We start from the raw sequence: 14,140 nt of genomic DNA on the forward strand, positions 1-14,140 counted from the left end.
GGCTCAGGCGAGCCTGTGGTGGTGGCGCTGGCGCAGGTACGCCAGCACTTCAGCCTGATCGCCGGCGAACTCGATACGTTCGGCTTTGGCGTCGCGCTGGTAGACGTACATCGGGTCGTAGTACTCCTCCAGCAACACGCTGATCCACTCGCGATGGCCGTCCACTGCACCACGCACTTCCTGCGCTTGCAGGGCATTGTCCATGGCCGCAGCCAGACGCTGGAATCGCTCGCCGCCGAGCCGCTTGGCAATGCTCGACAGGCTCAGGCGCAGGCGCTCGGCAAACAGCGCAAAGCCCTCCTCGGTACCGTTGGCCTCGACAAAGCGTGCGCTCAGATCGACCACGTAGTCCTTGAGAATGCGCTCCACGCGGTTGTCGAAACTGTCTTCCAGCCACACCAGTGGCGCAGCCTTCATGCGCAGTTGCATGGACAGCGGCAACGACCGCCCGCCAATCAAGCGCCCTTCGTCTTCCAGCACGAACTGCTCGATTCCCTGCGCGCGCTTTTTCAGGAAGTCCACGGCCAGGTTGTTCTCGAAAGAGATCTGCGGCGGCTGTGGCGTGACCTGCTTGCCGAAGCTCGACCCGCGATGGTTGGCGTGCCCTTCAAGGTCCACGGCGTTGTCCAACTGCGCCAGGGCCTCTGTCTTACCGGTGCCAGTCATGCCACCGAGCAGAACCACGTCGCACTCGGCCATGGCCTGCTCATTGGTGTCGATCAGGAAGGTACGCAACGCCTTGTAGCCGCCGACCACGCGCGGGTAGGCAATACCGGCCTCATCCTTCAGCCATTGCTGGGTGATCTGCGAGCGCAGGCCACCACGGAAGCAATACAGGTAGCCCTGCGGGTTGGCCCGGGCGAACTGCGCCCAGGCCTCGATGCGGGCCTGCTTGATCGCGCCGCCGACCAGCGCATGGCCCAGCTCGATTGCGGCATGCTGGCCTTGCTGCTTGTAGGTGGTGCCGATCTGTTGGCGCTCGCTGTCGGTCATCAACGGCAGGTTGATCGACTGGGCGAACGCGCCCTTGTCGAACTCGACTGGGGCGCGTACGTCCATCAGGGGCAGATCGTTGAGAAAGAGTTCACGGAAATCAGTGCAGTCGCTGCGCATCAAAACACCTCGACTGCATGACGCTGTCGCTCGACCAGTTCGCCAATCGGCGACAGGTCGAGGCCCAGCGATGCAGCCATTTCGAGAAACGCCACCTGCCCTTCAGGCGCCACCGCCACCAGCAATCCACCACTGGTTTGCGGGTCGCACAACAGCAGTTTGTTGGCCTCGCTCAGGGGCGCAATGCGTTCGCCATAGCTGTCGAAATTGCGCAAGGTGCCGCCCGGCACGCAGCCTTCGGCAATGTAGTGGTCGACGCTGGCCAGGCGTGGCACTGCGGCGGCATCAAGGCGAGCACTGAGGCCGCTGCCATCGGCCATTTCCACCAGGTGGCCAAGCAGGCCGAAACCGGTGACATCGGTCATCGCCATGACCCCCGCCAGCTTGGCAAATTTGCTGCCGGCACGGTTGAGGGTGCACATCTGGTCGCGGGCCAGGCCCACGTCGGCGTCTCGCAGCAGGCCCTTTTTCTCGGCCGTGGTCAGCACGCCGCTGCCCAACGGCTTGGTCAGATAGAGCAGGCAACCGACTGTGCCGGTGTCGTTGCGCTTCATGTTGCGCTTGTCGACGATGCCGGTCACCGCCAGGCCGAAGATCGGCTCGGGGGCATCAATGGAGTGGCCACCGGCCAGGGGAATCCCCGCCTCGTCACACACCGCGCGCCCGCCACGAATCACTTCGCGGGCAATCTCCGGGGCCAGTACATTGACCGGCCAGCCGAGGATCGCGATGGCCATCAGCGGATCACCGCCCATGGCGTAGATGTCGCTGATGGCGTTGGTCGCGGCAATGCGCCCGAAATCGTAAGGGTCATCGACGATAGGCATGAAGAAGTCGGTGGTGGAGACCACGCCGCGCTCGTCATCAATGGCATAAACCGCCGCGTCATCGCGCGAGGCATTGCCGACCCACAGCTTGGGGTCGAGGTTCTGCGCTCCGCTGCCGGCGAGAATCACTTCAAGGACCTTGGGTGAAATCTTGCAGCCACAGCCAGCACCATGGCTGTACTGGGTAAGACGTATCGGTTCGCTCATGGTGGATTGCCCCCTGTTGTTCAGGGGGCCAGTCTAGCATCGAGTCAATCTTCGAGCGGCTTGGGTGGCGGCAGTGGCTTGGCAGGTTTGACCGGCTTGGCCGGTTTTCCGTCCTTGGCCGGCTTTTCTTCAGCACCGGCCTGGCTGGCCGCCTGCGAGGCGACCGTGGGCGGCTGGATGGCTTTTTCCTCAGCCGGCAGCTGGTCGACCGCATCAAAAATCTGCTTGAAGCTCACTGGCCCATCGCTCTCGATGCGCCGCGCCTCGCCGTCCTTGCCCACCAGGAAGACCCGCGTATCAGCCTTCTCAGCGGCTTTGCTGAGCTGGCGGATCAGGATCATGGTGTCTTTCTGTTCAAGGAACTTGTCGTCGCGTTTGCCGATGGTGCCGGCAACGCTGTAGAGCACCAGGTTGCGCTCGGCAAATTTGCTCTTGGTGTCCGGGTCTTTCAGGGCATCCTGCAAACCACGCAAGGTCGGGTCGGCAGTGCTGGGGACGATGACGATCAACGGGCGGGCCTTGCCCAGGTCCTGTTCCAGCGGCGAGGGGTCGACATTGCTGGGCGTGGCGGCGAACAGGGGGCCGGCAACAACCAGCAAACTGGCAAAGGTCAGTGACCGCACAAGCATGTGTATCTCCTTCTTGTTTCCTTTCCTCAAAGACTACGGATCAGCGCGAAAGATCCGAGGGGCGAGCCTAAACTACTGGTCCGGCTACCGGTTAATCACAAAGGTAACTTCCAGTTTCAGTGGCGACAGCGCACCTAAACTGGAGGATAGCTGATGGCTACCACCCTGCTTCCCGAACCTCTAGGTGAATTGCGATGCCGACTCTGGAGACCTTGCTGTTGCTGCTGGTCGTGCTGGCTGCGCTGGGTTGCGCGCTGGTCGGCGGGCTGTTTTTCGCTTTTTCCAACTTTGTCATGCAGGCCTTGGCGCGCGTGCCCGAGGCGGCCGGTATCGCCGCCATGCAGGCGATCAATATCAGCGTGCTCAACCGTCTGTTCCTGGGTATTTTCATGGGTACGGCGGTGTTGTGCGTGGCGTTGATCATCGTCGCCGCCAGCCGCTGGGCGGCCCCCGGCAGCCTTTGCCTGGCCCTGGCGGGCGGGCTGTACCTGCTCGGTAACCTGGGCGTGACGATGCTCTTCAACGTGCCCAAGAACGAGGCGCTGGCCCGCTTGGACGCAGCGGACCCAGGCGCGGCTACCTCAGCGGCTGGAGCCGCTGGAACCACGTGCGCACGGTCACCGCCCTGGCCGCCGCAGCGCTGCTGATGCTGGCCCTGACCCGGCTCTGATCAGCCGCGCAGGTCTTCGAAGAAGGCCTTTTTGCCATCGACCTGGGTCGAGGCGCGCGGCAGGTTGGCCGCATCGCCAGTGGGCGCTTCGACGTGCCAATAGCAGTGCTTCACGGCCCGGGTGATGGCCACATAGGCCAAGCGCAGCACTTCGTCCTTCTGCGCCGTGTCGAACGCCTCCGGGTCGGCACCACGCGCCAGTCCGGCCTGGCGGTAGACCTGGTTCTTGTACGGCGAGCGGGTCAAGTGCTGGCAGTCGCCAAGCATGAACACCGCATCGGCCTGCAGGCCCTTGGCGCTGTGATAGGTCAGCTGGCGGAAACGCCGCTGCCCGGCCGGCAGGCCCGCCTCGTGGTTGATCAAGGGTTGCAGATGTTCGGCAATGGCCGCTTTATCGCTGCTTTTTCGATACAACATCATCACCGACTCGCCACGCCGGTAGTGTTCCAGCAGCGTCTGCGCCAGCGCCGTTTCATCACGTTCCAGCACCTTCACCGGGACCATTTCCTCGGCAGCCGGGCCGCAGGCGCGGGCCTTCTTGCCGCTGATTGCCGGGGCCGATTTCACGATGTGCTCGGCCGCGTCGATGATGTGCTGGTGGCTGCGGTAGTTGTCCGACAGCATGACCTTGGTATTCGCCGGCGAGACGAACTCCTTGGTGAATTCCATGAAGTACTTCGGCGAACTGCCGCGCCAGCCGTAGATCGACTGCCAGTCATCCCCGACGCACAGCAGCGAGGAATGTTGCGCGGCCCGGCCTACATGCAATGCCGGGCCACGGCTGCGGATCTCGCGCAGGCAGGCGCGCAGCCACGAGACGATCTGCGGGGAGACGTCCTGGAACTCGTCGATCATCAAATGCGCGAGTGGGCGCAACAGCGGGTCCGGCAGCAGGCGCAGGTTTTCCGGGTTGTTCTCGCCGAACAGGGCGAACATGCGGTTGTAGCTCATGATCGGCGGCGACTGGCCCAGCAGGTGTGCCTCCAGGGCCTTCCAGTACAGGCTCAGGGCCTCGAAGAACTGCGCGTCGTTGTCGCCACTGGCAAAGCTCATGCGCCCAACGGCAGCACTTACATCCAGGCCCAGGTTTTCGATAAAGCCGGCAGCGGTGACAAAGGCATCGAGCAACGGCGCCGCCGCCAGCTCACCCTTGACCTTGTAATCAAAGCCCGGCCCCGCCACGGCGTCGCCCGCCAGCGAGCTGGTCAGGCGCTTGGCGGCAGCGTAGTTCTCCAGCCAGATCACCGGCTTGTCGCAGAACGCCTGGAACAGCGTGCGCTTGATCACCCATTCCGCCCACACCGGCAACTTGGCGCCGGGGCGTTTGTACTGCTGGTTTTCCCCCGGGTCGAAGCCCAGCACCACCCAGGCGTCGAGCTCGGCGATGTAGCCATGGAAGTGGAAGCGGCTGCCGTTGATCTCGACGGTTTCACGGTTCGGCTCGATGCCCTTGATCGGCCAGGCACCGGCGCGGAACCACAGGTCTTCGAGGGTATCGCAGAGTTCTTCATCGCGGCTGGCCGACAGCTGGGTCACCGCCATGCGCTTTTGTACGTCCGGGTGCTCACGGTCCAGCGCCTTGAGTTGCAGGGCTTCGCGGCGCAGCCCGCCGATCAGCTCGGCAAAGCGCGGGCTGGCGCGCAGCAGGTCGCGGTAGCACAGGTTCAGTTGCTGGCGCTGGGCGTCGTTGATACGCAGGTCGAACGGGTTGCTCTCGGCATTCGCCTCGGCGCCCAGCGGCAGGTCGCCGCCCAGCGTTTCGAACGCGCGCACCTGGCTGAACCCCGGCAGGCTGCGCACCAGCGGCAGGATCCGCGAATGGAAAGTGCGCACCAGCTCACGCGCCTGCATGGCATTCAGGCTCAGGTCCCACAGGCCGAAAACCTGGACCAGGCGCTGGATGAAGTCCTTGCGCGACTCACGGGTGAAGGTCACCACGGTCATGGCGTCCAGCTCATAGCCCAGGTAATGGCGCAGCAGCAGGATGCGCAACACCAGCGAGGTGGACTTGCCGGCCCCGGCCCCGGCGATCACGCAGGTCGACGGCGTGTCGCTGAAGATCATCTTCCACTGCGCGGCGCTGGGTTGTGAGTGGGCCGGCAGGCGCTGGGCGACGTCGGCCTTGAAGCGCTTTTTCAGCTCGGCGCTGAGCGGCAGGCGCCAGTCATCGAACAGGTTGTCGTCACACCCTGGCACGCCGTGTTCGTCAGGGCGGGTATCGCGGATCACCAGGACCTGGCGGCCCGCTTCATAGCCATCGATGCGCCCTTCTTCATAGCCTTCACGCAGGCCATCGACATGCCCGGTGCGCTGGCCGCTGGCATGGCCCTGGAACCACGAATCGCGATGCTGCGCCTGCAACCGGCTCAAGCCACGCCCGAGCAGGCGCGCCGCCAGGCGTTTATGCCAGGGCAACTGGGCAGGTGGATTCAATTCGAGGGACAGCTTGGGACGCTCTTCAGACACACCGACTCCGGGTTGTTCACTAGTCGCCGACCATGTTCGCTCCATCTCGGGCAAATCGCTAGCCGAATGCTTGCAGATCAGTTAATTAGGCGACGAAGCGAAGAAATCACTGCATATTAAATATCTACTAAACTGATTGTTATAAGCCGATATTTACGCTTTTTTTCGATGATACGCTGGAGGATCATTGGCCTCGTCAAGCAAATAGCCCGTCGTGCGACACGCTGAACAGAAGACCGCCACGACCCTGCCGAGGAGATGAGTTCATGCTGCAACTTCGCCCATTCAACACCCTGGGTCACGCCAACCATGGCTGGCTGGATGCCCACCACCATTTCTCGTTCGCCGAGTATCACGATCCACGGAGGATGAACTGGGGCAACCTGCGGGTCTGGAACGATGACCTGATCGCGGCCGGCGCCGGCTTCCCGCCGCACCCGCACCGCGACATGGAAATCATCACCTATGTTCGTGAAGGTGCGATTACCCACCAGGACAGCCTGGGCAACAAGGGCCGTACCGAAGCGGGCGATGTGCAGGTGATGAGTGCCGGCACCGGGGTTACCCACAGTGAGTACAACCTGGAGAACGTCGATACGCGGATCTTCCAGATCTGGATCATTCCAGAGCGCGGTGGCCTGGCGCCTTCGTGGGGGGTGCGTCCGTTCCCCAAAGGTGAACGAGGTGAAGGCTTCGTGACCCTGGCCAGTGGCCGTGAGGGTGATGGCGATGTGTTGGGTATCCGCGCTGATGCTCGGCTAGTGGCGGCAACGCTGCAGGCAGGGGAAAGTGCCGAGTACCGCCTGGATGCCGGGCGCCGGGCGTACCTGGTGCCGGCCAAGGGCGTGATCGAGGTGAACGGGTTGCGCGCAGAGGCTCGGGACGGGGTGGCGGTTGAAGACGAGCAGGTGCTCGTGGTGACCGCACTGGAAGAGAGTGAGATTGTGCTGGTTGATGTGGCGTAATCGAGGGCCCAATCGCCGGCAAGGCCGGCTCCCACAAGATCGCAATGCTGCACAGATCCTGTGGGAGCCGGCCTTGCCGGCGATGCTTTGGGCTTTTAGGCGATAGCGGCATCCACCAACGCCTGCGCCTCGCCCACCAGACGCTGCAAATGCGCCTCGTCGACAAAGCTTTCGGCGTAGATCTTGTAGATGTCTTCAGTGCCCGACGGACGCGCTGCGAACCAGCCGCTAGCCGTCATCACCTTCAAGCCGCCAATGGCCTGGTTGTTGCCCGGCGCATGGCTGAGAATCTGTTCAATCGGCTCGCCCGCCAGCTCGGTCGACTTGACCTGCTCCGGCGCCAGCTTGCCCAGCAAGGCTTTCTGTTGCGGCGTGGCCTTGGCATCAACCCGGGTAGCAAACGGCTTGCCGAGCTGCTCGCTCATTTTTTCGTAGGCCTGGTTCGGATCAAGGCCCGTACGCGCGGTCATTTCTGCCGCCAGCAAAGCCGGGATCAAGCCATCCTTGTCGGTGCTCCAGACGCTACCGTCCTTGCGCAGGAACGACGCCCCTGCACTCTCTTCCCCGCCAAAGCCCAGCGAGCCATCAAACAGGCCATCGGCGAAGAACTTGAAGCCTACCGGCACTTCATACAAGCGACGACCCAAACGCGCAGCCACCCGGTCGATCATGCCGCTGCTGACCACGGTCTTGCCCACCGCGGCATCAGCGCGCCACTGCGGACGGTTCTGGAACAGGTAGTCGATGCTGACCGCCAGGTAGTTGTTCGGCGCCATCAGGCCGCCCGACGGGGTGACGATGCCGTGACGGTCGTGGTCCGGGTCGCAGGCAAAGGCGACATCAAAGCGGTCGCGCAGGCCGATCAGGCCCTGCATCGCGTGCGGCGAAGACGGGTCCATGCGGATCTGGCCATCCCAGTCGACGCACATGAAGCGGTAGGTTGGATCAACCTCGGTGTTCACCACGTCCAGGTTCAGGCGATAGCGCTCGGCAATGGCTGGCCAGTAGTTCACCCCGGCACCGCCCAGCGGGTCGACACCCAGGCGCAGGCCCGCATTGCGGATGACGTCGAAGTCGATGACGTTTTCCAGGTCGGCCACATAGCTGTTCAGGTAGTCATGGCGATGCGTGGTGGCGGCCTTGAGCGCTTGCTCGTAGCCCATGCGTTTCACGCCCTTCAGGCCATCGGCGAGCAGTTCGTTGGCCTTGGCCTCGATCCACTTGGTGACATGGCTGTCGGCCGGGCCGCCATTGGGCGGGTTGTACTTGAAGCCACCGCCCTGCGGCGGGTTGTGCGACGGGGTAATCACCACGCCGTCGGCCAGGCCCGCTGTGCGGCCACGGTTGTAGCAGATGATCGCGTGGGAAATCGCCGGGGTCGGGGTGTATTCGTCATCCTTGGCCAGCATCACCTCGACGCCATTGGCCGCCAGCACTTCCAGCGCCGTGGCCGCTGCCGGGGTCGACAGGGCATGGGTGTCGATGCCGATGAACAGTGGGCCGTCGATCCCTTGCGCCTTGCGGTACAGGCAGATCGCCTGGCTGATGGCCAGGACGTGGTTTTCGTTGAAGCTCAGCTCGAAGGAAGTGCCACGGTGCCCGGAGGTACCGAATGCAACCCGCTGGGTGGCAACGGCCGCGTCGGGTTGACCCGTGTAATAGGCAGTCAACAGTCGTGGAACATCGACGAGTACGGACGCTGGTGCCGGTTTGCCCGCCAAAGGACTGAGCTTCATGCAAAACCTCAAAAATATTCAGGGTAACGAAAGTCGGGAGTTTACTGGCACTTCGACCGCATGGCGATGGGGTCGATCCCTGCGCCCACGACTATTTGTTTTGCGGTGCCCACCAGGCCGGGAACAGCCCCTGGACCTTGGCCTCGGCAAAGCGGTCGTCGATCAACAGCAGCGTGCCGCGATCCTCGGTACCGCGAATCACCCGCCCCGCCGCCTGAATGACCTTCTGTACCCCCGGATACAGGTAGGTATAGTCAAACCCGGCACTGAACAAGCGTGCCATGCGCTGCTTGAGCTGCTCGTTGACCGGGTTGACCTGGGGCAGCCCCAAGGTGGCGACAAACGCCCCGATCAAACGGCTACCCGGCAGGTCGACGCCCTCGGCAAAGGCCCCGCCCAGCACGGCAAAGCCGACGCCGCTGCCGCCCTCGGCGAAGCGCGCAAGAAAGGCCTCGCGTTGTGCTTCGTCCATGCCTGAGGTCTGCGACCACTGGACGATCTGCGGGTGCGCCTGGGCCAGCAACTGCGCCACCTGCTGCAAGTAATCAAAACTGCTGAAAAACGCCAGGTAGTTGCCCGGCTGCGCCGCGTATTGCTCGGCGATCAGCGCCACGATGGGCGCCAGGGAGGCCTGCCGGTGCTGGTAGCGCGTGGATACGCTGCGGATCACCCGCACCTGCAATTGTTCCGCACTAAAGGGCGAATCAACCTCAAGCCAGGCGTGATCGGCCGGCATGCCCAGCAAGTCGGCATAGTAGCGGCGCGGGCTGAGGGTGGCGGAAAACAGCGTCACGCTGCGCGCTGCGGCCAGTCGCGGGCCGACCAGAGGCGCCGGCACCACATTGCGCAGGCACAGGGTCGCCATGCTCCGCCGCCCTGCCCCTTCGCGCTTGCTGATGTCGAAAAGGAAATGCTCGTCGAACACTTCGCTCAGGCGAATGAACTGCACGGCGCTGAAAAAGAACTGCATCAGCTCCGGCTCCAGCCCCTCAGGTGTCTGGTTCATCTTGTCCTGGATCAGCCCGACACAACGCTGCAGCGCCTTGAGAAACGCCTGCGGCAGCTCGCTGGCCACGCAATACGGCGCCGACTGCTCCTTGTGCAAAGCATTCCACTGCCGGTTCAGGGTTTGCAGCGCGCTGGCCATGCCCGCAGGCGGGGCCTTGCGCAACGCCTGCAATTGCCATTGGTCGAGGCTGGCGCTGTACATCTGCCGGGCCCGGTCGACCAGGTTGTGTGCTTCGTCCACCAGCACCGCCAGCCGCCACTGCTGGGTCTGGGCCAGGCCGAACAGCAGGGCCGTCTGGTCGAAGTAATAGTTGTAGTCGGCCACCACCACGTCGACCCAGCGCGCCAGCTCCTGACCCAGGTAATAGGGGCAGACCTGATGGGTCAAGGCCACCTCTCGCACCTGCGCCTTGTCGAGCACCGCGATATGCATCGCCGCCTCACGGGCAGCCGGCAAGCGGTCATAGAAACCCTTGGCCAAGGGGCACCCCTCGCCATGGCAGGCGCTGCCCGGGTACTCGCAGGCCTTGTCGCGGGCGACCAGCTCCAGGCTGCGCAACACAAGTTGCGGGCTATGGCGCATCACCTGTTGGACAGCATCCAGCGCCAGTGCTCGCCCCGGGGTTTTCGCGGTCAGGAACAGTACTTTGTCCAACTGCTGCGGGGCCATCGCCTTGAGCAACGGGAACAAGGTGCCGAGGGTCTTGCCGATCCCGGTGGTGGCTTGCGCCATCAGGCAACGGCCGGTGCTGACCGCCTTGTAGACCGTTTCGGCCAGCTCACGCTGGCCCCGACGAAACGCCGCGTGGGGAAACGTCAGGGCCTGCAGGCCGCTGTTGCGCAGGGCCTGGCGCTGCATTTGCTGCTCGGCCCAATGCAGGAACACCTCACAGTGGCGGTTGAAGAACTGCTCCAGCTCAGCCGCCGAATGCCGGGCTTCGACCAGGGTTTCCTGCTCACTGTCGACATCGAGGTAGACCAGCGCCAGGTTGATCGCCTCAAGGCTGCGCTGCTGGCAGAGCAGCCAGCCGTAGATGCGCGCCTGCGCCCAATGCAACTGCCGGTGGTTGTCCGGCTGCCGGCTAAGGTCGCCACGGTGGGTCTTGATCTCTTCCAGGCGGTTGGCTGCGGGGTCGTAACCGTCTGCGCGGCCACATACGTGCAGGCTGGCGAAATGGCCTTCGAGCGCCACTTCGGCTTCATAGCCAGGCGCCCGTCGCGCGACCACTCGACGATGCCCGGCAATCCCCTCCTGGGCGGTTGGCGACGGGGTAAAACGCAGGTCGAGGTCACCGACCTTGGCAGTGAACTCGCACAGTGCCCGTACTGCGACCCGATAACTCATGGCGTCGGCGACGCCCATTGCACATGGCAGACGTCCACCGGCAAACCATGCGCAGTACAGAACTCGATCCAGCGCAGCTGGTTGTCCTGCAAGCGGTCACCCGGGCCTTTGACTTCAATCATCCGGTAGCGCCGCTGCGCCGGCCAGAACTGGATGAGGTCAGGCATGCCGGCGCGGTTGGTCTGGATATCTTCCAGCAAGCGCTCGAAGCAGCGCTTGAGGTGCTCGGCCGGCAGGCAATCAAGCGCCTGCGCCAGCAACTCGGCGCTGAGCAACTCCCAAAACACGAACGGTGATTGCAGCCCGTACTTGGCCGTGAAGGTGTTCAGGATGGCCTGGCGATAACTGCCGTCGTCCAGCTGCTCCAGGCAGGCTGCGAACAAGGTGCTGCGCCGGGCATGAAAGCCGGCGTCATGCAGGTCCAGCGGCCCACTCTGGAACGGGTGGAAAAAGGCGCCGGGCAGCGGCGCGAAAATCGCCTCCCAGCACAGCAGGCCAAACAGGCTGTTGAACAGGGTGTTTTCCACGTAATGCACGGGGCCGTCGTCTGCTTCGAGATGCACTTTGACCGCATGTTCCACGCCCAGCGCCGCCAGTTCCTGCGGCAGGTTCAAGTCCAGCCGGTTGACCGCCACGGCCGCCCGTCGAGGCTGCACCGGGCCACCTTGCTTGCGCCGCAGCCGCGGCAAAATGCGCGCCAGTGCCTGCGCTTCGGCGGCGTTGCCCGGCGCCTGCTCGGCGGCAGACGCCAAGGCCAGCGCGGCCGGGTAATCACCACTACGCTCGAGCACACGGATATGCCGCTCACGTGCCTGAGGGTGACGGGTACGAGGATAGAGGCTCAACGCCAGGGGCCAGTCGCCCAGCCGCTCGCACTGCTGACCGAACTGGAACAACAGCCGATCACGCCGGCGTTCCAGCCAGGCGTTTTGGGTTTCCAGGCCATCCAGCCCGGCGAGCACCAGAACAACCGGCGCGCCTGCCGCCAGTTGCTCGGCAGCGCCGTGCAGGGCCATGCAGATATCCACGTCGCCGCGCGTGCGCAGGGCGCGGGAGTCGTCACTGAACGCCACCTGCTCATAGCGCAGCAGGCCAAGGTCGGAGAGCACGAACTCGGACCAGTCCTGATACAGGTTGCCAAAGAACAGCAACCGGAAACGGTCGCACATCGCCTGCAAGCGCAAGGCATAGACCGGCTCGCTGAAGGTCGGCCACCAGAGGTGCAAGGGCTGTACTTCGGTGCAACCAGCCTGCAACTGCTCGAACAGTTCGCCCTTGGCGGCACGCGGGCGCGCCAGGCGATCGGCAAAGCACAGGCTGATTTCATCCTTGCGCAATACCTGGAACAGCTGCGCCAGGCTCAAGGGGCATTGATCATCGACCCAGCCCTGGGCGACCAGAGGAACCAGGGCTGCCTGGGTGGCACCGATCTCGGCATACGCCAGCTTGCTCGCGCGAAACAGCACGCCCTTGCGCATGACCATGCGCACCAACAGCGCCTGCGCGGCCATCGGCAGGCCGCGAAACTGTTCGATAAAGGCCAGCTCTTGCGCATCCAGCAAGTCCGGGTAGCGCACCTCGATCCACTCCAGTACCTGGCGAAAGTTGTGCAGGTAATAGAACGGGTCGGCAACGGAATGGGCAATCACTGAAGGTTAACCAGGCGGCTCAAAACACTGGTTATACATACAGAAAAGCCCGATTGGCAACCACAGCGGATCAATGGTCGCTCGCTCAGTTGGCCAGGCTTCGCTGGTAGAGCATCTGCAAGGTCTCCAAGGGCAGCCCGCTGGTGTTCTCCAACCACTGGATGACCGGCGCCGATGCGGGCTTGGCCTGCAAGGCCTTGTGCAGCAGCGGCGTCGCCGCCAGCATCCCGGGAGCACAACGGTTGAGGAACACCGACAGGTTGCGGCCCTGATCCACAAACGGCGCAAACAACAGGCACACCAACTGGGTTTCGCTAAGGCCGTACGCCTGCCAGGCCAGGTCGCTTGCCAATTGCCGCTGGCGCTCGGCAGCGCCGTCGCCCTGCTGGCTGCGGGTGCTGTTCAACAGCGATGGCGGCATCGGCTTCAAGCGGGCCAACTGCAAGGACTGGCGCACATAGTCGTCTATACCGGCCTGATAACTGCGGCCCTCCACATACTCGGCCCGCAGCCCCTGAAAGTGTGCGACCAGCAGTGGGTTGACGCCCGCCGACTCGTTGTAGCCAAACGCCAGGTCATCAAAACGCAGGCCCAGCAGGCTGAGAAACAGGTCGCCCGTCCCGGGCTCCACACCAATCAGCAAGTCGTCGATATTCAGAAAACGCGGTGCCCGTGCAGGCGGCTCTGCGGTCTGCGTTGGCATAGGCTCGCCCAGTGTCTGGCTGTGCTGCTTGTTGCGCAGCATGGCAAAGCCCTGGAACATCGCCGCCGGAAACGCTTCGAGCGGGTGCTGGTTGAGCCCCCCCGCTTCGCGCAGCATACGCCGGCCCCAGGCCATGTAACGTTTGCGTTTGGGCTGCGGCACGGCATTGATCACGGCATCAACGCCGCCCTCCCACTGGCTACCCTGGCGGTACAACTCGACCAGGTCCAGGTAGCAGCGATTGAAGAAGGTCGCCCGCGCCTGCCCGGCCGTGAGGTGGCCAATTACCAGGGTATCGCGCCGCTCGGCTTGTTGCTGGTCGCGGGAAATCGCCTGGCGCACATCGAAATCGCGCAGCGTGCCGTTGTCGAGAATCAGCAGGTCCACCCGCGGGTCGTCATACAGCATCATGGCCGAGAACGCCCGGTCGATGTTGCCCAGCACGGTGCTGGAAGTGCCAGCCTGGGCGGTGGCAACTACCCGCAAACTGAACGTGCCGGGCGAGCGCGCGGCAATGCTCAGTTGCGCCGCACGCAGGAAGGCCAGGGCAATGGCGCTGGTTTGCCCGCCGCCGTAGGCCAGCATCACCTTGAAGCCGTCGATCCGCTCTGCGCCGCCGGCGGCCACCAGCAGGCGCTGGATCAGCAATTGAAGGGAGGCGCGCTGGGCCTGGGTAAAGCGCTCGAACAGACGCTGCAGCACCTGCTGGTAAACGTATTGCATCGCTTGCGAATGGATAGTGCCCATAGTGCTTCCCTGAAGTGACGATCACGAGGACAAATGGAAAGCGACCAGGCGAAAAGGGCTATTCGGATAATCGTG

General features: G+C 63.7%; 10 protein-coding genes. 2 read left to right on the top strand and 8 right to left on the bottom strand.

Features of this window, described 5'->3' with window-relative positions; genetic code table 11:
* Positions 1-3: 3 nt before the first annotated feature.
* From mnmH to M5G11_RS00360, 3 genes are read right to left on the bottom strand one after another with little or no spacing between them, the layout of a single operon-like run.
* On the bottom strand, positions 4-1,113 hold the full coding sequence (mnmH, locus tag M5G11_RS00350; RefSeq protein WP_273913070.1) for a tRNA 2-selenouridine(34) synthase MnmH: 1,110 nt from the start codon (positions 1,111-1,113) through the stop codon (positions 4-6).
* Positions 1,113-2,147, bottom strand: a complete 1,035-nt coding sequence (gene selD, locus M5G11_RS00355) for a selenide, water dikinase SelD (RefSeq protein ID WP_273913071.1) — start codon at positions 2,145-2,147, stop codon at positions 1,113-1,115. The genes mnmH and selD overlap by 1 nt, the downstream gene beginning before the upstream one ends.
* A gap of 44 nt (positions 2,148-2,191) precedes the next feature.
* On the bottom strand, positions 2,192-2,776 hold the full coding sequence (locus tag M5G11_RS00360) for a DUF4174 domain-containing protein (protein ID WP_273913072.1): 585 nt from the start codon (positions 2,774-2,776) through the stop codon (positions 2,192-2,194).
* Positions 2,777-2,970: 194 nt separating this feature from the next.
* On the opposite strand from M5G11_RS00360, the gene M5G11_RS00365 reads away from it, so the two are divergent.
* Positions 2,971-3,423, top strand: a complete 453-nt coding sequence (locus M5G11_RS00365; RefSeq protein WP_273913073.1) for an anthrone oxygenase family protein — start codon at positions 2,971-2,973, stop codon at positions 3,421-3,423.
* Between the two features lie 23 nt (positions 3,424-3,446).
* Here M5G11_RS00365 and M5G11_RS00370 read toward each other — a convergent pair whose 3' ends face one another.
* Complete coding sequence (locus tag M5G11_RS00370) at positions 3,447-5,957, bottom strand: UvrD-helicase domain-containing protein (protein WP_273913074.1); 2,511 nt, start codon at positions 5,955-5,957, stop codon at positions 3,447-3,449.
* A 221-nt stretch (positions 5,958-6,178) separates the two neighbouring features.
* On the opposite strand from M5G11_RS00370, the gene M5G11_RS00375 reads away from it, so the two are divergent.
* On the top strand, positions 6,179-6,877 hold the full coding sequence (locus M5G11_RS00375; protein ID WP_273913075.1) for a pirin family protein: 699 nt from the start codon (positions 6,179-6,181) through the stop codon (positions 6,875-6,877).
* Between the two features lie 95 nt (positions 6,878-6,972).
* Here the strand turns inward: M5G11_RS00375 and pgm are convergent, their stop codons facing one another.
* From pgm to M5G11_RS00395, 4 genes are all read right to left on the bottom strand, one after another.
* Positions 6,973-8,613: a phosphoglucomutase (alpha-D-glucose-1,6-bisphosphate-dependent) gene (gene pgm / locus M5G11_RS00380; protein ID WP_273913076.1), complete on the bottom strand. Its 1,641-nt coding sequence runs from the start codon at positions 8,611-8,613 to the stop codon at positions 6,973-6,975.
* Between the two features lie 91 nt (positions 8,614-8,704).
* A complete protein-coding gene (locus M5G11_RS00385) occupies positions 8,705-10,966 on the bottom strand; it encodes an ATP-dependent DNA helicase (protein WP_273913080.1) in 2,262 nt (753 codons plus the stop codon).
* Positions 10,963-12,615, bottom strand: coding sequence for a VRR-NUC domain-containing protein (locus M5G11_RS00390; RefSeq protein ID WP_273913077.1), 1,653 nt, complete (start codon positions 12,613-12,615; stop codon positions 10,963-10,965). Before M5G11_RS00390 ends, M5G11_RS00385 begins: the two co-directional genes overlap by 4 nt.
* Before the next feature lie 85 nt (positions 12,616-12,700).
* Entirely contained in the window at positions 12,701-14,065 is a 1,365-nt protein-coding gene (locus M5G11_RS00395) for a hypothetical protein (RefSeq protein WP_273913078.1), read from the bottom strand.
* Positions 14,066-14,140 lie beyond the last annotated feature (75 nt).

The organism is Pseudomonas fontis, from assembly GCF_028656955.1.
Taxonomy (GTDB): Bacteria; Pseudomonadota; Gammaproteobacteria; order Pseudomonadales; family Pseudomonadaceae; genus Aquipseudomonas; species Aquipseudomonas fontis.

Bases quoted from the DNA above. Each gene is read 5' to 3' on its own strand.
- M5G11_RS00385 (WP_273913080.1), bottom strand. From the start codon at position 10,966: ATGAGTTATCGGGTCGCAGTACGGGCACTGTGCGAGTTCACTGCCAAG.
- selD (WP_273913071.1), bottom strand. From the start codon at position 2,147: ATGAGCGAACCGATACGTCTTACCCAGTACAGCCATGGTGCTGGCTGT.
- mnmH (WP_273913070.1), bottom strand. From the start codon at position 1,113: ATGCGCAGCGACTGCACTGATTTCCGTGAACTCTTTCTCAACGATCTG.
- M5G11_RS00395 (WP_273913078.1), bottom strand. From the start codon at position 14,065: ATGGGCACTATCCATTCGCAAGCGATGCAATACGTTTACCAGCAGGTG.
- pgm (WP_273913076.1), bottom strand. From the start codon at position 8,613: ATGAAGCTCAGTCCTTTGGCGGGCAAACCGGCACCAGCGTCCGTACTC.
- M5G11_RS00360 (WP_273913072.1), bottom strand. From the start codon at position 2,776: ATGCTTGTGCGGTCACTGACCTTTGCCAGTTTGCTGGTTGTTGCCGGC.
- M5G11_RS00375 (WP_273913075.1), top strand. From the start codon at position 6,179: ATGCTGCAACTTCGCCCATTCAACACCCTGGGTCACGCCAACCATGGC.
- M5G11_RS00365 (WP_273913073.1), top strand. From the start codon at position 2,971: ATGCCGACTCTGGAGACCTTGCTGTTGCTGCTGGTCGTGCTGGCTGCG.
- M5G11_RS00370 (WP_273913074.1), bottom strand. From the start codon at position 5,957: ATGGAGCGAACATGGTCGGCGACTAGTGAACAACCCGGAGTCGGTGTG.